This is a genomic window from Reella acinonychis (assembly GCF_052828705.1).
Window position 1 is genome coordinate 766,810 of sequence record NZ_CM128256.1, and the last position, 19,368, is coordinate 786,177.

At 39.5% G+C, this 19,368-nt stretch carries 19 protein-coding genes; 8 read left to right on the plus strand and 11 right to left on the minus strand.

What is annotated here, in order from left to right; genetic code table 11:
- Position 1 precedes the first annotated feature (1 nt).
- Both galK and galM read left to right on the plus strand, forming a co-directional pair.
- The gene (galK, locus tag ACUXZ4_RS03770; RefSeq protein ID WP_464973707.1) at positions 2-1,159 is read left to right on the plus strand and encodes a galactokinase; all 1,158 of its coding nucleotides are present in this window, start codon (positions 2-4) and stop codon (positions 1,157-1,159) included.
- Entirely contained in the window at positions 1,153-2,232 is a 1,080-nt protein-coding gene (gene galM / locus ACUXZ4_RS03775) for a galactose-1-epimerase (protein WP_464973708.1), read from the plus strand. The genes galK and galM overlap by 7 nt, the downstream gene beginning before the upstream one ends.
- 75 nt (positions 2,233-2,307) lie before the next feature.
- On the opposite strand, the gene ACUXZ4_RS03780 is transcribed toward galM, so the two are convergent.
- The 4 genes from ACUXZ4_RS03780 to cysS form a co-directional block, all read right to left on the minus strand.
- Positions 2,308-3,069, minus strand: coding sequence for a phosphodiester glycosidase family protein (locus ACUXZ4_RS03780; protein ID WP_464973709.1), 762 nt, complete (start codon positions 3,067-3,069; stop codon positions 2,308-2,310).
- A gap of 65 nt (positions 3,070-3,134) precedes the next feature.
- On the minus strand, positions 3,135-4,790 hold the full coding sequence (locus ACUXZ4_RS03785) for a phospho-sugar mutase (RefSeq protein WP_464973710.1): 1,656 nt from the start codon (positions 4,788-4,790) through the stop codon (positions 3,135-3,137).
- A gap of 115 nt (positions 4,791-4,905) precedes the next feature.
- Positions 4,906-6,084: a Na+/H+ antiporter NhaA gene (gene nhaA / locus ACUXZ4_RS03790; protein ID WP_464973711.1), complete on the minus strand. Its 1,179-nt coding sequence runs from the start codon at positions 6,082-6,084 to the stop codon at positions 4,906-4,908.
- Between the two features lie 168 nt (positions 6,085-6,252).
- Positions 6,253-7,632 (minus strand): cysteine--tRNA ligase, encoded by a 1,380-nt coding sequence (cysS, locus tag ACUXZ4_RS03795; RefSeq protein ID WP_464973712.1) that lies wholly within the window; start codon positions 7,630-7,632, stop codon positions 6,253-6,255.
- Positions 7,633-7,790: 158 nt separating this feature from the next.
- Between cysS and ACUXZ4_RS03800 the strand changes: the two genes are divergently transcribed.
- The 4 genes from ACUXZ4_RS03800 to ACUXZ4_RS03815 all read left to right on the plus strand — a co-directional run bounded on the left by ACUXZ4_RS03800 (position 7,791) and on the right by ACUXZ4_RS03815 (position 10,218).
- Positions 7,791-8,300 (plus strand): peptidylprolyl isomerase, encoded by a 510-nt coding sequence (locus ACUXZ4_RS03800; protein ID WP_464973713.1) that lies wholly within the window; start codon positions 7,791-7,793, stop codon positions 8,298-8,300.
- A gap of 133 nt (positions 8,301-8,433) precedes the next feature.
- The gene (locus ACUXZ4_RS03805) at positions 8,434-8,766 is read left to right on the plus strand and encodes a hypothetical protein (RefSeq protein ID WP_464973714.1); all 333 of its coding nucleotides are present in this window, start codon (positions 8,434-8,436) and stop codon (positions 8,764-8,766) included.
- Positions 8,767-8,872: 106 nt separating this feature from the next.
- Entirely contained in the window at positions 8,873-9,430 is a 558-nt protein-coding gene (locus ACUXZ4_RS03810; protein WP_464973715.1) for a peptidylprolyl isomerase, read from the plus strand.
- A complete protein-coding gene (locus ACUXZ4_RS03815) occupies positions 9,430-10,218 on the plus strand; it encodes a TatD family hydrolase (RefSeq protein ID WP_464973716.1) in 789 nt (262 codons plus the stop codon). Before ACUXZ4_RS03810 ends, ACUXZ4_RS03815 begins: the two co-directional genes overlap by 1 nt.
- Here ACUXZ4_RS03815 and dusC read toward each other — a convergent pair.
- From dusC to rluD, 4 genes are all read right to left on the minus strand, one after another.
- Positions 10,215-11,141 carry a tRNA dihydrouridine(16) synthase DusC gene (gene dusC, locus ACUXZ4_RS03820; protein ID WP_464973717.1) on the minus strand — a complete coding sequence of 309 codons (927 nt, stop codon included), beginning with the start codon at positions 11,139-11,141 and terminating at the stop codon, positions 10,215-10,217. The two genes, ACUXZ4_RS03815 and dusC, sit on opposite strands and share 4 nt — an antisense overlap.
- Positions 11,142-12,011 carry a co-chaperone DjlA gene (gene djlA / locus ACUXZ4_RS03825; protein ID WP_464973718.1) on the minus strand — a complete coding sequence of 290 codons (870 nt, stop codon included), beginning with the start codon at positions 12,009-12,011 and terminating at the stop codon, positions 11,142-11,144.
- An 80-nt stretch (positions 12,012-12,091) separates the two neighbouring features.
- Positions 12,092-12,826, minus strand: coding sequence for a peptidoglycan editing factor PgeF (pgeF, locus tag ACUXZ4_RS03830; protein ID WP_464973719.1), 735 nt, complete (start codon positions 12,824-12,826; stop codon positions 12,092-12,094).
- Between the two features lie 13 nt (positions 12,827-12,839).
- On the minus strand, positions 12,840-13,814 hold the full coding sequence (gene rluD, locus ACUXZ4_RS03835) for a 23S rRNA pseudouridine(1911/1915/1917) synthase RluD (RefSeq protein WP_464973720.1): 975 nt from the start codon (positions 13,812-13,814) through the stop codon (positions 12,840-12,842).
- 100 nt (positions 13,815-13,914) lie between these two features.
- On the opposite strand from rluD, the gene ACUXZ4_RS03840 reads away from it, so the two are divergent.
- Positions 13,915-14,733, plus strand: a complete 819-nt coding sequence (locus ACUXZ4_RS03840) for an outer membrane protein assembly factor BamD (RefSeq protein WP_464973721.1) — start codon at positions 13,915-13,917, stop codon at positions 14,731-14,733.
- Between the two features lie 91 nt (positions 14,734-14,824).
- Here the strand turns inward: ACUXZ4_RS03840 and lnt are convergent, their stop codons facing one another.
- The 3 genes from lnt to infA form a co-directional block, all read right to left on the minus strand.
- Positions 14,825-16,348, minus strand: coding sequence for an apolipoprotein N-acyltransferase (gene lnt / locus ACUXZ4_RS03845; protein WP_464973722.1), 1,524 nt, complete (start codon positions 16,346-16,348; stop codon positions 14,825-14,827).
- Between the two features lie 34 nt (positions 16,349-16,382).
- Positions 16,383-17,291, minus strand: a complete 909-nt coding sequence (gene corC / locus ACUXZ4_RS03850; RefSeq protein WP_464973723.1) for a CNNM family magnesium/cobalt transport protein CorC — start codon at positions 17,289-17,291, stop codon at positions 16,383-16,385.
- Positions 17,292-17,445: 154 nt separating this feature from the next.
- Complete coding sequence (gene infA, locus ACUXZ4_RS03855; protein WP_464973724.1) at positions 17,446-17,664, minus strand: translation initiation factor IF-1; 219 nt, start codon at positions 17,662-17,664, stop codon at positions 17,446-17,448.
- A 233-nt stretch (positions 17,665-17,897) separates the two neighbouring features.
- Between infA and miaB the strand changes: the two genes are divergently transcribed.
- Positions 17,898-19,322 (plus strand): tRNA (N6-isopentenyl adenosine(37)-C2)-methylthiotransferase MiaB, encoded by a 1,425-nt coding sequence (gene miaB / locus ACUXZ4_RS03860; protein ID WP_464973725.1) that lies wholly within the window; start codon positions 17,898-17,900, stop codon positions 19,320-19,322.
- The last annotated feature ends 46 nt before the right edge of the window (positions 19,323-19,368 follow it).

Sequence of the window (19,368 nt, forward strand, 5' to 3'; positions counted from 1 at the left end):
TATGTCACCGATACAAACCGCTCAACAATTATTTAATCAAAAATTTAACCGCACTTTTGACATCTGCGTTTATGCACCAGGTCGTGTAAACATTATTGGAGAACATACCGATTACAACGATGGTTTTGTGATGCCTTGTGCTATTAATTATGGTACAGCGGTAGCTGGAGCAAAACGAGATGACAGTATTTTCCGCGTTTATGCTGCCGATCTTAATGAGTATGATGAATTTGATTTAGCACAGGAAATTGTACCAAATCCACAAGCAAAATGGACTGGCTATGTCAGAGGCGTGGTGAAGTTTATTCAACAGCGCTGTCCTCATTTTAAGCAAGGTGCCGATTTAGTGATTAGTGGTAATGTACCTCATTCTTCGGGATTGAGTTCTTCCGCGTCTTTAGAAGTAGCAATTGGTAAATTCTGTCAACAGCTTGCGGATCTTGAATTGAATAATACTGAGATAGCTTTAATTGGTCAAAAAGCGGAAAACCAATTCGTTGGCGCAAATTGTGGCAATATGGATCAACTGATTTCTGCTTTAGGGCAACAAGATCATCTGCTTATGATTGATTGCCGTTCATTAGACACTCAGCCAACGCCTGTCCCCGAAAATATCGCGGTTATGATTGTGAACTCTCATGTTAAGCATGATTTAGTCACAGGAGAGTACAATATTCGCCGCCAACAATGTGAAACAGCAGCTGAATTCTTTGGTGTAAAAGCATTGCGTGATGTGTCTATTGAACAATTTAAGAAAAGAGAGGCCGAATTAACCGCACTTAATGAAGAAATGGCTCGACGCGCACGCCATGTGATAACGGAAAATCAACGCGTGTTGGACGCCGTTGAAGCATTAAAACAAGGCGATATCAAGAAATTAGGCGAATTAATGGGGGAATCCCATGATTCCATGCGAGATGATTTTGAAATTACCACGCCTGAAATTGATTATTTAGTAGAATTAGCGCAAGTGGCAATTGGTAATAGTGGCGGTGCGCGTATGACAGGTGGTGGCTTTGGCGGCTGCATTGTGGTTGTGGCGCCAACCGAAAAAGTCGAAGCTGTGCGTAAAATCATCGCCGATAACTATGAAAAACAAACAGGCATTAAAGAAGATTTCTATGTTTGTACCGCATCACAAGGGGTTCAAGTATGCTAAATTTATGGGAAGAAACCACCGCGCTTGCGCCTGATAACGCACCTTATAAATTGATTACATTGCGAAATAATCAAGGCATGCGCGTGCAGTTTATGGATTGGGGGGCGAGTTGGATTTCTTGCCAAGTCCCTGTAAAAGATGAATTAAGGGAAGTGCTATTAGGTTGCAAGCCTGAGGATTATCCAGTTCAGCAAGCTTTTATGGGGGCAAGTATTGGGCGTTATGCTAATCGCATTGCACATGCTCGCTATGTGGATAATTTTGAAGGATTGTCTTCCGGACGTTTGGACCCTAAAACCGTATCTGATGATGGCAAAATTATTCTTGCCGCGAATCAGGGCGAGCACCAATTGCATGGTGGACCGCAGGGGTTTGATAAAGTGCGGTGGAAAATTGATGATTTTGGCGAAGATTTTGTTTGTTTCTACCATTTCTCGCCGAATCAAGATCAAGGATTCCCTGGCAATGTTGCTGCTTTTGTGACTTATCAGTTGACTGAACAAAATGAAGTGATCGTTAGTTTTGAAGCGATAAATGGCGAAGACACACCGCTTAACCTTACCAATCACGCTTATTTTAATTTGAATAATGCCATTGATGGCTGTGATGTTCGTACTCACTTCTTGCAGTTAAATGCCGATGCATTTTTACCAGTGGACGCTGAGGGTATTCCAAATTCACCGTTAAAATCAGTGGAAAATACCAGTTTTGATTTCCGTCAGGAAAAAATGATTGGCACTGACTTCTTACAAGAAGAGCAGAAGTTAACCAAAGGCTATGATCATTCTTTCTTATTAAATCAACCCGCTAAAACTTGTGCGATTTTAACCGCACTTGATCGTTCTTTACGTCTAGAAATCAGTACTTCGCAATCAGCATTGCAAATTTATACGGGCAATTATTTGCAAGGTAACCCAACGCGTATTGGTACAGAATATCAAGACTACAGCGGCATTGCTTTAGAAACTCAAGCCTTGCCTGACACCCCAAACCATCCTGAATGGTGGCAATATGGCGGAATTAGCAAGGCTGGAGAAGACTATTGTCACTGGACAAAATTCTCCTTTCGTTAAAGAAGAGAAAGGATTTTAATATATTCCTTATAACTCTTAGGTCAATAGCCAACATTTTTATGTGTTGGCTTTTATTTATTTCAGCTTCACACCAATCACATTCCCCACTTTTCGTTCGCTTCCTTGCCACAAAGGCAAATCAGAAACTCGTTTTGTGCCGATGACCATAGTCGAGCTACCACCGCCGTCTAAATTTACCGCTTCGGTTAGCTGTAATTTGTTGGCGAGTTCGCTTAATTCATCCATTGTCATTCCGCTGTATGTGAGCTGTCTTCCTTCCACGACGACAAAATAGAGCCAGTTGTGTTGTTTATCTAAGCCGATCATTGTACGAGGGTGTTTATCGGTAAAAATCGATTGTTGGCAACCGATTTTGTCATTTTTACTGCATTCAAATTTTCCCGATCTTTGATGGTAATAGTGCCAGCCTGCAATAGCGGTTTTCCATTTTGGATTGATTTTGGCTAGGCTGTTTTTCGGGTCGATAATACATTGATTATTGGCGTTGCAAGCCAAAAAAGAACGTGAGCGAGTGTCTTGGTATTTTCCCCATTTTTTATAGTTGCTGATATTCAACCCAATTGGTGAACCGTCTTTGCGGAAAAAACTGCCATTAATTGCCACCGCAGTTTGATACTTTTCGGCAAATTTGGATACGCTAAGTCCTTGATCTGTTTGCTGACTGGTTACTAATTCAATATTTTTACAGTTCAAATCAATGCGACTGATATGAATATAGTCGTTTTGTGAATAGGTGTGGATGCAATCTGCTTTAGCGCTATTACTGAACAAGAGGAATAACGCTAAACAAGAAAAAAGAAAATATTGTCGTTTCATAGTGCAAATAAGATAGCACTCATTAACTGAGTGCTATAAAGTTATCAATCCTTGCTGTTAGACAATTAACAATCCTGTCTGCCAAATTCCTCTTTACGCAGAATTTGACGTACATTTTCCTCAAATTGAGCGAGCACTTGTTCGGCATCTTCTGGATCTTTTCCTTTGGCGTCCAAATAGAATTTGATTTTTGGCTCAGTACCTGATGGGCGAGCAATTAGACGACAACCATTTTCGAGCATAAAGACTAAAATATTACTTTGACGATCGGTTTTTTTATGGTCTAAGAATTGACTGACTTTAACTTCGCCAATTTGCATTGGTGGATTGTCGCGAAGTGCGGTCATTAATTTCGCAATTTTACTCACATCATCCACACGAATTGAAATTTGTCCGCTGATGAAAGCACCAAAGGTTTGCATAAATTCTGCTGCGTAGTCTGCTAAGGTTTTGCTTTGTTTTTTCAAATAACACAATAAATCTAAGAACATAATGGCAGCGGAAATACCGTCTTTATCACGTACTTTGTCAGGATCTACTAAATAGCCTAATGCTTCTTCAAAACCAAATAATAAGCCATTTACTTTGCCGATATATTTAAAACCAGTCAGAGTTTCTTCAGATTGTAGGTCGTATTTTTTGGCGATTTCAGCTAATGCAGGTGAAGAAACGAGAGAACAGGCTAAAATGCCTTTTTTGCCCTGTGCTTGATATTGTTTGGCTAAATACCAGCCTAAGAAACAACCAATCATATTGCCATGTAAGGCTTTCCAATTGCCTTGTGAATCAGGCACCGCCACAGCTAAACGGTCTGCATCAGGGTCGTTTGCAATAATCAATTCCGCATTTTTCGCTTTAGCTAATTCAATGGCTAAATCTAATGCGCCTTTTTCTTCAGGGTTAGGGAATGCAACTGTTGGGAAAGTGCCGTCAGGCCATACTTGCTCTGCAACAATAGTGGGTTGTGGTAAACCTGCTTTAGCCAAGGTTTTACTAAATACTTCATAGCCGACACCATGCATGGCGGTATAAATATAGTTAATATCTGTTTTTGGTTCTTTGGCAATAGCCGCTGTTTTTTCAATATAAGAGTCAACCACTTTGTCGCATAGTACGCTGTAATCATCACTGCGAGGTAAATCGTTGATTGAACCCATTGCCACTTTATCGATTAATTGAGCAATATCCTTGTCCGCAGGCGAAACGATTTGACCACCACCATTGGCTTTGCCCAAGTACACTTTATAACCGTTATCTTCTGGTGGGTTATGGCTTGCTGTCACCATAACACCAGCAGTGGTGTCCAAATAGTTGATCGCATAAGCAAGCACTGGAGTTGGCAATTTACGCGGTAATAAATAGGTTTTGATACCTGCACCAGCCATAATTTCAGCGGTATCACGTGCGAAAACATCGGAGTTTTTACGTCCATCATAACCAATCACAATAGAAGGCTCGTTGTCGTAGCCTTTTAAGTATTCCGCTAATCCGCCAGCGGCTTGGGCAACTAATACGCGGTTCATTCCCATAGATCCCGCTTGTAAAGGCCCACGTAAGCCTGCAGTGCCAAATTGTAAACGCCCATCAAAGCGGTTGTTTAATTCTGTTTTGGCTTTTTCATTGCCCGCTTTCACTTCTGAGATTAATTGTTCGAGTTCTGTTCGGGTTTCTACATCGGGATCTTGTGCTAACCAAGTTTGCGCGAGGGTAAGGATGTCCATAAATGCCTCCTATAATCATGACAGACAACGACATTGTAACTGAACAACGTGGAGAAAACACCTTATACATAAAAAAATAGCCGCAAAGTGCGGTCTATTTTTAACAATTTTTTGTTTAGGCAGATTGCAATCTGTTTTTAGTACTGGCTTTTAATAATAAGAAACCAATGATTGCAGATAAGCAAGAACCTAATAAAATACCGAGACGAGAAAGTGTATTAATGGTATCGTCAGTGTCGCCAATAAAGGCAAGACTTGCTAAGAACATCGACATGGTGAAACCGATACCACATAACACTGCGATCGCGAAAATCTGTTTAAAATTAATCTGTTCTGGTAATTTCGCTAGCCCTAATTTAACGGAAAGGTAGCTAAAACCAAAAACCCCTAGCGGTTTGCCCACTAATAGACCTAGGCTAATACCTAGTGGCAAGGCAGAGAAAATGGTATTTAAATCCACATTACCTAAATAGACGCCCGCATTGGCAAAGGCAAAAAGTGGTAACACAAAGAAGGAACACCAAGGCGCCAAAATATGTTCGAAGCTGTGAAGTGGGCTGTTGCCTTCTTTATCTTTGAGTGGAATGCTAAAGCCAATAATGACACCAGCAAGAGTGGCGTGAACACCTGATTTTAATACAGCAGTCCAAAGAATTAAGCCCACAAATAAATAAGCACAAAGATGACCTACTTTGAGGCGATTTAGGATAATTAAACCAACAATGGCGGCAGCAGAAATAATGAGCGCGGTGCTACTTAAATCAGATGAGAAAAAGAGGGCGATAACCACAATGGCGCCTAGGTCGTCAATAATGGCTAAGGCAAGCAAGAATACTTTTAATGCGGGTGGCACCTGCTTACTTAATAAAGCAACAATTCCTAATGCAAAAGCGATATCTGTTGCCATCGGTATTGCCCAACCATCTGCAAGTTCAGGTTGATTATGAGTAAGAAGCCAATAGATTGCCGCAGGAATAATCATTCCGCCGATGGCCGCAAAAGCAGGGAAAATAGCTTGTTGATAGCTTGAAAGCGAGCCTTCTAGCATTTCACGTTTAACTTCCATTCCCACTAAGACGAAAAATACCGCCATAAACCCATCATTTATCCAATGAATAAGGGTTTTATTGATAGCAAAGCTACCGATTTGCACTACGACGGGAATGTCTAAAAAATCAAAATAGAAAGGTTGTAAACCACTGTTAGCAAATAGCATAGCAAGTAGGGCAAAAGTGAATAATAAGATACCACTTGCTGATTCCATTTTAAAAAATCGTTGTAAATGAGCGAGCATAAAATACCTTTCAAAAATTAAAATAAACAAAAATCCTACCATAAGTGTGGTGAATTTTGTAAAAATTTCGTTACTGCATGCTCATTATTTGAACGACTTTATTGAGCTAAATAAAAAGTGCAGTCAAAACTTATGTTGTTTTAACCGCACTTTTTTACTCATTTTTCTTTATTGACGGCGCCAAGTGGTTCCGTTTGGACCATCTTCTAATACAATGCCCATTTCAGTCAACTGATTGCGTGCTGCGTCGGCGGTTGCCCAATCTTTTGCGGCGCGCGCATCGTTACGTTGCTTGATTAATGCTTCAATTTTTGCTACTTCATCATCTGCGGCTTCACCTTGTAAGAAGGTTTCAGGATCTTGTTCAAGTAAACCTAATACACCTGCGAGCTCTTTCAAACGTGTGGCTAATTTATCGGCTTGTTGTGCATTTTCAGTTTTTAACTTATTGATTTCACGTGCTAATTCAAATAATACGGCTAAAGCGCCCGGGGTGTTGAAATCGTCATCCATCGCTTCTTTGAACGCGACAACATATTGATCTTCTTTTTCAATTTCAGCTGCTGTATTGCAACCTCTTAATGCGGTATAAAGGCGTTCCAATGCTTTACGGGCTAACCCAATATTTTCTTCACTATAATCTAATAAGCTGCGGTATTGCGCTGTTAAGAAGAAATAGCGCACGCTTTCGCAATCGTATTTGCTCAAAATATCGCGGATAGTGAAGAAGTTATTGAGCGATTTTGACATTTTTTCTTCATTAATGGTCAACATACCTGTGTGTAGCCAATAATTGACATAGTCGCCATCATGGGCACAGCAAGATTGTGCGATTTCATTTTCATGATGTGGGAACATTAGGTCCGAGCCACCACCATGAATATCAAAATGATTGCCTAATTCTTTACTGTTCATTGCGGAACATTCAATGTGCCAACCTGGACGACCTTTTCCCCATGGGCTGTCCCAACTTGGTTCATTTGGTTTGGACATTTTCCATAACACGAAATCCATTGGATTTTTCTTCACTGATTTAATTTCAACTCTTGCGCCAGCTTGCAATTGTTCCAAATTTTGACGTGATAATCTGCCATATTGTTGATAGCTTTCCACGTCAAACATAACATCGCCATCTTTTGCAACATAGGCGTGCCCTCGTTTGATTAATGCTTCGACCATCGCGATAATTTCGGCAATATGCTGCGTTGCTCGTGGTTCGACATCTGGACGCAAAATATTTAACGCATCAAAATCTTTGTGCATTTCCGCAATCATACGATCCACAAGTTGATCGCAGCTTTCATTGTTTTCTAACGCACGTTTAATAATTTTATCGTCCACATCGGTAATATTGCGCACATAACGTAGGTTGTAACCTAAATAACGTAGATAGCGTGCAATCACATCAAAAGAAACAAATGTTCTACCATGACCAAAATGGCATAAATCATAAACCGTTACCCCACAAACATACATACCGACTTGTTGAGGATTGATTGGCTTGAATTCTTGTTTTTCGCGAGTAAGGGTATTGAAAATTTTTAACATTGTATATTCTCGTTTATGGGGTTGTTATTCGATTTAAAAGATGAAATAGAAAATTCGTTAATTTTGCACCGCACTTTATAGCACTCATTTGCAATTTATGGAATAATGCTTGCCGATATTTTGTAAAATAATTATGGGTAACAACAAAGGAAAATAGAATGGTTACATTACATACTAATTTTGGCGATATTAAAATTGCATTAAACCACGAAAAAGCACCGATTACAGCGGAAAACTTTTTGAATTATTGCAAATCGGGTTTCTATAATAACACAATTTTCCATCGAGTTATTGATGGATTTATGATCCAAGGTGGTGGTATGGAAGCTGGATTAAAGGAAAAAAATACCAATACGCCAATCCAAAACGAAGCAAACAATCGTTTGAGCAATAAACGTGGTACTATCGCAATGGCACGTACCAGCGATCCACATTCTGCAACAGCACAATTCTTTATCAATGTAGCTGACAATACATTCTTAGATTATCGTTCAAAAGAAATGTTTGGTCGCGAAGTAGTGCAAGAATGGGGTTATGCAGTCTTCGGCGAAGTCGTTGAAGGTATGGATGTGGTTGATAAAATCAAATCAGTTAAAACCGGCAATGCAGGTTTCCACCAAGATGTACCAAAAGAAGATGTGGTCATCACTAGCGTGACAGTGGAATAGCCTTAGAGGCTAGCTCTTTTAAGAGTAAGCGATATTGTTCACTTTATAGAGCAATATTCTAATTTTGAAACAATAGAAGAGCTAGCTAAACATAATTCGGTAGAAAATCCTTTAAAACGTGAGGAAAAAACAGATGAAGCTTAAAACAATAATAATTTCAACTTTATTTGCTTTAGGATTAACTGCTTGTAACGACTCAGCAGATATTAGTGGAACATATTCAAATGATGAAAAACAAAATTTGACTATCAATAAAAGTGAAGATGGTAAAAAATTTGTTTTAAGTACAAGAATTACTATCAAGGCAATAATTAGTGGAAAAGAACAGCTGGCTCCCTATAAAGTCGTTGTTTATAAGAAAGAAAATTCATTATACGATTTAAGTGATGATAGCTTAGTGGGTACGATAGATAAAGATCAATTCACTTTATCTAAAAACGGAAAAGTGTATAAAAAGAAAATTTAGTTTAGCAGACTAAAACTCTTTCTTGTGAATAAAAAAGAGCCTTAAATAGTATATTACATAGGGCGTAGCAAATACGCCTTTTTTATTTGATGTGAAGAACAATAAGATGAAAACCTTTAAAATTTTGACCGCACTTTCAAGTTTGTTATTGGCATTTTCAGTGTATGCGAAAGAGGTTACTTTGCATACGAATTTAGGCGATATTAAATTGTCGTTAGATGAAAAAAATGCACCAATTTCCACCCAAAACTTTATTCATTATGCACAAAGTGGTTTTTATGATGGATTAATTTTTCATCGTGTTATTGATGATTTTATGATTCAAGGTGGTGGTTTTGATGCGCAAATGAATCAGAAAAGAGCTACAGCAACAATCAAAAATGAAGCCAATAATGGATTGAAAAATGCCCGAGGAACCATTGCGATGGCGCGCACTTCGGATCCTCATTCAGCAACCTCGCAATTCTTTATTAATTTGAAAGATAACGACTTTCTGAATTTTACCAGTGAAACCAATCAAGGTTGGGGATATGCTGTTTTTGGTAACGTAATTGCCGGCATGGATGTTGTGGATAAAATTACGAAAGTCAAAACGGGTTATGCAGGTATGCACCGCGATGTGCCAAAAGAAGCCATTGTGATTCAGTCGGTGACGGTGGAATAATGCCTTTTTTTGATACTCACACACATCTTGATTATTTGCAACAAGAAACAGGTGAGTCTCTTGAGCAGCTATTGCAATCAGCAATGGCTGCCGATGTGGAACGAATATTGATCGTTGCAGTATTGGCGCGCGATTTCAAAAAGATCCAAAAAATGACCGCACTTTATCCCGCACAGTTGCGTTATGGTTTGGGATTGCATCCACTTTATATCCAACAACATCAAACAGAAGATTTGGATATCCTTGCACAGCAACTTGCCCAACAAGCCGAGCATTGTACTGCTGTAGCAGAAATTGGTTTAGAACGTGCTGTACCTGAATTGTTGTCGCCAGATCTTTGGCGGAAGCAATGTGATTTCTTTGATGCACAGTTGCAATTAGCAAAGCAATATCAGTTACCTATTAATGTGCATAGTCGTAAGGCGCATGATCAAGTTTTTACTTTCCTTAAACGAATTGCGTTGTCGAAAACAGGCGTTATTCATGGTTTTGCGGGCAGCTATGAACAAGCCAAACGCTTGGTAGATTTAGGTTATAAAATTGGTGTTGGAGGTACTATTAGTTATCAACGAGCCAATAAAACTCGTGAAACCATTGCTAAATTGCCATTGGATTGTTTATTGTTAGAAACGGATAGCCCTGATATGCCTGTCTTTGGTTTTCAAGGGCAAGTCAATCGCCCTGAACGTATTGCTCATATTTTTCAACATCTTTGCCAATTGAGAAAAGAAGATCCTGAATTTATCGCTCAGCAGATTTGGCAAACTTCACTTCATCTATTTGATTAACCTAATTTTTGGCGTAAATCATCCGCACTTTGACAGGTTTTAATTTGTTCAAAAGTGATTGTTGCTTCAGGATAGACCTTTTTCAAATATTGCAGCCATTGTTTGATTCGCGCGATATGGTAAAAACCACTATCATGAATATTTTCCATTTGCGCATATTGTTGCAGCAACTCGTAAACTCGTAACCAAGGCATGATGGGATGATTATGCTTCACCACCAAACTCAAATTTGGCGTGTTTAATGCCCCTCGTCCTATCATTAAATCTTGACAGCCTGTCACTTGTAAGCAAGTTTGCCCATCTTGCCAATCCCAAATTTCGCCATTGGCGATCACTGGAATGGATAAGGTTTGACGTACTTTCGCAATTTGTTGCCAATTTATACGATCTGCTTTGTAACCATCCATTTTTGTTCTGCCATGGATCGTAATTTCTGTTGCACCACCTTGTTGCACCGCATCTGCGATTTCAAAAGCTTGGGAAATGTCGTCCCACCCTAACCGCACTTTAACGCTCACAGGCAAGTGAGTGTGTACTGCTTGACGAATTGCTTTTGTGGCTTGATAAATTAATTCTGGATTTTTTAATAAACTGGCACCACCATTGCTACCATTGACGGTTTTAGAAGGGCAACCACAGTTTAAATCCACACCATGAGAACCTAATTCAATGGCGCGTTGTGCATTTTCGGCAAGCCATTCAGGAAATTGACCGAGCAATTGCACTCGCACAGGCGTGCCAGAAGGCGTTTTTCCGTCATTCTGCAATTCGGGCGCTAAACGATAGAACACTTTTTTAGGTAAGAGTTGATCAACTACCCGAACAAACTCGGAAATGCAGAGATCATAATCATTTACAGATGTGAGTAATTGGCGTACTAGCGGATCTAATACGCCTTGCATAGGTGCAAGAATGACTCGCAATTATTTCCAACCTTTATTCTTACAAATAAGATCATAAGCGGCTTGAATTTGTTGTGCTTTTTCTTTTGCCATTTCAAGCATTTCTTTTGGTAAGCCTTTTGATACGAGCTTATCGGGATGGTTTTCATTCATTAATCGGCGGTAAGCGCGTTTAACGGTTTGTTGATCATCATTAGCATTAACGCCCAGTACTTTATAAGCATCTTCAACTGTTGGACCTGAATGATAACCGCTTTGTTGATAACCACCATTTTGTTGGTAGCTACGCTGTTGATAATTGCCTTGCTGATATTGTTGATAGAAACCACCGTTAGAGAATTGACGGCGCGCCATTTCCATCATGATCATTTGTTCAAATTGGAGCTGAGATAAACCTAATTCTTCCGCAACAATACGCAAAATTTCTTTTTCGTTACCATGTAAATTATCATCAGCAAATGCTGCTTGCACTTGTACGCTGAGGAACATACGCAACAAATCAGCGCGCTGGCCACATCCAATGCGAAATTCTCTTATGACTTCACGCAATGGAAAACTAGCTTCTTTTCCTCGATTGAAAGCTTCTTGGGCCAAACGACGATTAGCTGCATCTAATTGCAATTGTGCCATCAAATTATTGGCGAGCTGAATATCTCCTTCTGTTACTCTGCCTTTTGATTTGTTCAAATGCCCTAACACAGAAAAAGTCGTTTGCATAAACAAGGATTGGCGAGTGAGTTTATGATGGAAAAAGGACGAATTGACGCTGCCCAATTCATATAATTTTTTATCCACCCAATGTCCAAGCATAACGCCAGCCATTGCGCCAATAAAACCCCCACCGATTTTATAGCCAATAAAAAAACCTAAAAGTTTACCAATAAAGTTCATCGTGCTTCCTTATGAATGAAGTGCGGTTATTTTTTTGTTTAGATTGTGATTTATGCTGAAAATTCAACTGCAATATAAAATTATTCAAACCAAATTAAGCTTGCCATGCGACCTGTTTTATTGTCTCGGCGATAAGAGAAAAAGCGTTCTTTATCTAAATACGTACAATGTTCGCCGCCGCTAATTTCTGTAATCCCTAATTTATGCAAGCGTTGTGTAGCAAGCTGATAGAGATTCCCAAAGTATTTCCCAGCATTGTTTTCATCTTTAGTAAAAGCTGAAATAGCTTGTGGATCCTGTGCGACAAATTGATCCACTACATCTTGCCCGACTTGAAATGCTGTCGGCCCAATGGCTGGTCCAAACCAAGCAATAATTTCATTTGTTGGAGATTGAAATTGTGCGACCGTTTGTTCCAAAATGCCATCACATAAGCCTCTCCAACCAGCGTGAGCTGCCGCTACTTCATTGCCTGTTTTATTACAGAACAAGACGGGTAAACAATCTGCAGTCATCACCAAACACACTTGATTAGGTTGGTTGCTATAAACTGCGTCTGCATTTAAATCTGTTTCATAGTAAGGCAGTTGGATGACTTTTGTGCTATGGGTTTGATTTAAAAACAAAGGCATATGCGGCAAAGCAAATTTCTCAGTCAATAAAGTGCGGTTTATTTTTACTGAGTTTTTATCATCGCCCACATGATCGCCAAGATTAAAACTATCATAAGGCGCTTGGCTCACACCACCTTGACGAAAAGTCGTGAAGGCATGAACCTGTGGTGGTGCTTGCCATTGAGGAAAAAGTGCGGTCATTTTTCGCCTCGTTTTAATAATCAAGTTCGTCTTTGTGTAATTGATAATCTTCTTTTAAAGCATTAATCAATTCCACATAGTCTTCAGGCAATGGCGCATACCATTCCATTAATTCGCGAGTGATAGGATGTTCTAAACGTAACATCACTGCATGCAATGCCTGGCGTTGGAAATTACGTAAGGTTTCGCTAAATTGTTCGCTAGCATTCTTTGGTGGGCGAGGACGGCCACCATAGGTTTGATCACCAAGTAAAGGATGAGCGATATGAGCCATGTGAACACGAATTTGGTGTGTACGACCCGTTTCTAAGCGAAGGCGTAAGCGTGTGTAATTACGGAAATGTTCCATAATACGATAATGTGTGACTGCAGGTTTGCCCATTGGATGCACTGCCATTGCGGTGCGTTTTGTTGGATGACGCGCCATAGGTTGATCTACCTTACCGCCTTTTGTCATCACACCAAAAGCAACTGCTTCATATTCACGCGTAATTTTGCGTTGTTGTAAATCACGTACTAATTGAGTTTGTGCGGGGATGGTTTTCGCAACAACCATTAAACCTGTTGTATCTTTATCTAAACGGTGCACGATACCCGCGCGAGGTACCTCCGACAAGCTAGGATAATGGTAAAGTAGAGCATTGAGCACAGTGCCGTTGTAATTGCCAGCCCCAGGGTGAACGACAAAATCTTTTGGTTTATTAATAACGAGAATATGTTCGTCTTCGTAAACAATATTTAAAGGGATATTTTCAGGTAGATAATGGATTTCGTCTTCTACTTCCACATTAATTTCAATTTGTTCTCCACCTAACATTTTTGTGCGAGGCACATTTAAAATTTTGCCATTAACGAAAACCAAGTCGTTTTCAATCCAAGTTTTCAAACGTGAACGCGAATAATCGGGGAACAATTCGGCTAAAGTTTGGTCTAAACGTTGTCCCATTTGCTCTGGTTGTACTTCAGCTGAAAGAGTAATTTGTGCCATAAAGAATAAAAATCCGTGAATTATTTTATAATGTCATATAGAATATGACAGATATTGTAACTCAATACATTATTTTTACATAGAAAAGGATTATCCGGTTATGCGTAAATTCAAATCGCTTACTTTAGTTGTGTTAGCCTCATTGGCTATTTCGGCTTGTTCTGGCAAAAAAGAAGTAGAACGAGCAAGTGAACAGGAGCTTTTCAATACGGCTCAAACTTATATTCAAGATGCGGATTATAGCCAAGCGATTCGTTATTTTGATGCCGTAGAAACGCGTTTCCCAGGCAGCACATATAGCGAACAAGCAAAATTAAATTTAATTTATGCAGCCTATAAAACCGATGATTACACCAAAGCTTTAGTGACTGCGGATAATTTCTTACGTATGTTCCCACAAAGTCCACATCGTGATTATGTGTTATACATGGCAGCATTAACCAATGCGTCTATGGGCGACAATTATATGCAAGATTTCTTTGGTATTGATCGCGCAACACGTGAAAATACCACAATGAAAACCGCGTTTTCTAATTTCCAAACCTTAGTGACGAATTTCCCAAATAGTCCTTATACACCAGATGCGTTAGCGCGTATGGCTTATATTAAAGACAGCCTTGCTCGCCATGAATTAGAAATCGCAAGATTTTATGCTAAACGTAATGCTTGGGTTGCTGTAGCAAATCGCGTGACTAGCATGTTAAGAACCTACCCAGATACCGTATCAACCATCAAAGCATTACCATTAATGCAAGAAGCTTATCAAAAAATGGGCTTAACTCAGCTTGAACAACAAGCAGCTGCGTTGGTAAAAGCAAATGAAGGCAAACATTTAGAAGAAATTGCAGAGCCAGAAAAACCATTCTTAAGCTTACCTTCTTGGTTAACATTTGGTAGCGACGACAAGAAAGCAGAATAATTCGTTTTCTTAAAAACATAAAGTGCGGTGTATTTTTACGACGTTTTAAAACGAAATAAAAATACACCGTACTTTTTTTATTCATTATTACTTATTTTTGCTTAAACAGTCTTCTTTGTATCAAGAAATGAATAGTTCTGAGCAATAAGAAAATCACAATAAGTAAATATAAAGGTTTATCGCCTAAAACGGCATAAGGTGTTTTACCTTCCGTTGGGGCAATTTTTTGTGTTAGCGTGGTTTGCTCAAATTGTGGTGCTTGAGCAATAATTTCACCCTGTGCATTGATAAAGGCACTCACACCTGTATTAGTTGCTCTAATGACAGGTTTACCCAATTCCAACGCGCGCATTCTTGCCATTTGAAAATGTTGCCAAGGACCTTGACTGTCGCCAAACCAAGCATCATTAGAAACTGTAAGAATAAAATCGGTATTTTCTTGTAAATTGCGTTGTAACTGTGCGCCTTCAATAATTTCATAGCAAATAGCAGCGGTAAATGCTCGGTTTTTGCTCAGTAGTGGTGCTTGGATTGGTGCTCCACTTTGGAATGCAGACATTGGCAGATTAAACACCGAGCCCAGAGGACGTAAAAGATTTTCTAAAGGAACGTACTCACCAAAAGGCACCAAATGATGTTTATTGTATCTGCTCGCTTGATCAAGCTGATAATTTTCATTCACTAACACAATGGAATTAAATAATTTACCAATGTGCTCATCTCGATAAACGGTGCCAATCATCACATCTGTATTGGTATGTTTTGCCGCGACTTTTAATCCTTCAAAGAATGTCGGGATATGATTTTCCAATACGGGTAACGCACTTTCAGGCAAAATAATTAAGTCGGATTTGCCTAAATGTTGTTTGATCAACTCACTGTAAATTTGCAGAGTGGATGATAAATATTCTGGGTCCCATTTTAATGATTGTTCAATATTGCCTTGGGCTAAGGTAATCGTCATCGCTTTGCTCTCAACGGGTTTTGCATAGTTCTTAGGTGCAAAAGTGGTGGCAGCGATGACTAGTCCCGCCAAAATGACATTGGCAATAACAATCGCATAGGCGTTTTTACCTTGAAAAAGCGCCGAAATCGTACTAAAAATGACCGCACTTAACCAAATCACAAAGAAGGTTAATCCAGTTACACCGAAGATAGGAGCGATACCAGAGAACACAGTATCAATTTGACTATAACCAAATTGTAACCAAGGGAAACCAGTAAATACCCATCCACGTAGAAACTCGGTGATTGTCCAAATTGCCGCAAAAATCACCGCACTTTTGACTTGGAATTTTTGCACGAGATATGTGAACAATACAGGATAAAGGGACAAATAGGCAGCTAGCAGCACCACCAGCATATAGCTTAGCCAAATGGGCGCACCACCGAATTGGTGAATACTAACATGAAGCCAGCTGGTACCAATGCTAAAAAAGCAAATACCCCATAAAAATGTAGCGAAAAGTGCGGTCTTTTTTGAAGGTGTTTTGGCAATATAAATTAAGCCCAAAGCGGAAATATAAGCGACCCACCAATAATCGTAAGGCGAAAATGCGAAAATACCAATGGAGCCTGAAATGAGGGCGATAAGATAAGGGAAATATGTTTTCATAGGTTAAAAAAGGAAGAAAAATTCCTCCATTAAATTATTCTTCTGTTTGTTCGTTAGTTGAGGCGACCATTTCAGCTAAATGCTCATCGCTGACAGTCACGCGAAGTTGAATTAATCGACGACTATCTGCTGAAGTCACTTTGAAATGGATATTTTCAAGGGTAATTTCTTCGCCTCGATTTGGTAAATAACCAAAGGCTTGCATCACCACACCGCCAATGGTATCCACTTCTTCATCTTCAAAATGGGTATTGAATTGTTGATTGAAATCGTCAATATCTGTTAATGCACGCACTGCATAAGTATGGCGCGAAAGTTGACGGATATTCGCGATGGTTTCTTCTTCATCAAATTCATCTTCAATATCACCCACTATTTGTTCCAAAATATCTTCAATGGTTACCAAGCCTGAAATTGCACCGAATTCATCCACCACAATCGCCATATGAAAACGTTGTGAACGGAATTCTTTTAACATTCGATCCACGCGCTTGCTTTCTGGCACTATCACTGCAGGGCGTAACAGGCTTTGCATATTAAATTCTTCGGGTTGCTCGCGTAAAAACTTGAGTAAATCTTTCGCATGCAAAATGCCTTGCACATTGTCGCGTTCGTCTGTAATCACAGGAAAACGAGAGTGCGCGGTATCAATAATGGTGTCTAAGCAACTTTCTAAATCTTGTGTGTTTTCAATAAATACGATTTGTGCGCGTGGAATCATAATGTCACGCACACGCAATTCTGCAATTTCCATCACACCTTCGATCATTTCGCGAGTGTCTTGATCGATTAATTCATTTTGCTCAGAATCTCGAATCACTTCGACTAATTCATCACGATTTTTAAGCTCGCCTTGGAAAAAACGACCAAATAAAGACTGGAAAAAGGATTTCTTTTGTAGAATGTCAGTATGAGTGGTATTGTTTGAAAATTCGTCAGTCATAATTATGCTAATAGTTTCGTCAGTATTTGACTTGAGTGAAATTAGCATATTTTAGCGGGGTTTTCTATTCCTTTTTATTGGGGCTAGAAAAGTGCGGTGAAAAAACGGGATGTTTTAGAAAAGAAAAGCTCGAAAAATCGAGCCTTGTCAATGATTATCTCGCTCTGAAAACGATACGACCTTTGCTTAAATCGTATGGGGTCATTTCCACAGTTACTTTGTCGCCAGTTAAAATGCGAATATAGTTTTTACGCATTTTGCCTGAAATATGAGCGATAACCACATGACCATTTTCGAGTTCCACGCGGAACATTGTGTTTGGCAGGGTTTCCAAAATAGTGCCTTGCATTTCAATGCTATCTTCTTTAGCCATAGATAAAAATAATCCTTAGTATGATGAGGTAAAAATAAAACGGGCGAATTATACTCTTTTGTGGCTTATTCTGAAAGTATTAATTTTGTTCAAATAAGAGAAATAGCAAAAACATAGCAAAATTTCACCGCACTTTGCGCCATGCTTACCCAAAATTATTACTAGTCATCAAAAGCACAAAACTGTACAATAGCCAACCAATTTTATAAACCATTAAAATACATCATATAAATATGGCACAGAAATTACATATTAAAACTTGGGGCTGTCAAATGAATGAGTACGACAGCTCAAAAATGGCAGATTTGCTTTTAAGCACACATGGCTTGGAATTAACAGAAGAAGCGGAAGAAGCGGATGTGTTGCTGCTCAATACTTGTTCTATTCGTGAAAAAGCACAAGAAAAAGTGTTTCATCAATTAGGACGTTGGAAACAATTAAAAAAACATAATCCGAATTTAGTGATTGGTGTAGGTGGTTGTGTGGCGTCACAAGAAGGCGCCCATATTCGTGAGCGTGCGCCTTTTGTGGATATTATTTTTGGACCACAAACTTTGCACCGTTTGCCTGAAATGATTAACCAAATTCGTGGTGGTAAAAGTTCCGTCGTCGATGTGAGTTTCCCTGAAATTGAGAAATTCGACTGCTTGCCTGAGCCGAAAGCAGAAGGTCCAACGGCGTTTGTTTCCATTATGGAAGGTTGTAATAAATATTGTTCATTCTGCGTGGTGCCTTATACACGAGGTGAAGAAGTCAGCAGACCTGTGGACGATATTTTATTTGAAATTGCACAGTTAGCTGAGCAAGGCGTACGTGAAGTAAATTTATTAGGGCAAAATGTGAACGCTTATCGTGGCGCAACTCATGATGGCGATATTTGCACTTTTGCGGAATTGTTGCGTTTAGTGGCAGCAATTGACGGTATCGACCGCTTACGTTTTACCACAAGCCATCCAATTGAATTTACAGATGACATTATTGATGTGTATAGCGACACGCCAGAATTAGTGAGTTTCTTGCATTTGCCGGTACAAAGTGGTTCAGATCGCGTATTAACTATGATGAAACGTAATCATACCGCGCTAGAATACAAAGCCATTATCCGTAAATTACGCAAAGTGCGTCCAAATATTCAAATCAGTTCTGATTTTATCGTGGGCTTCCCAGGGGAAACTGATCAAGATTTTGAAGACACCATGAATTTAATCGCACAAGTCAATTTTGATATGAGTTTTAGTTTTATCTATTCTGCACGCCCAGGCACGCCAGCAGCGGATATGCCCGATGATGTAACAGAAGATGAGAAAAAACAACGCTTGTACTTGTTGCAACAACGAATTAATAATCAAGCGGCACAATTTAGCCGCGCAATGCTGGGGACGGAACAACGCGTGTTGGTGGAAGGCCCTTCTAAAAAAGACATTATGGAGTTAACAGGTCGTACGGAAACCAATCGTATTGTGAACTTCAAAGGGACACCAGATATGATTGGTAAATTCGTTGATATTAAAATTACGGATGTATTCACTAACTCATTGCGTGGTGACGTGGTGCGTACTGAAGATCAAATGGGGCTACGCGTTGTGCAATCGCCACAATCGGTCATCAATCGCACCCGCAAAGAAGATGAATTAGGCGTCGGGCGTTTTACTGGGTAAAAACAGCTTCAATTTACACCGCACTTTATATAAAAGAGATACCAAT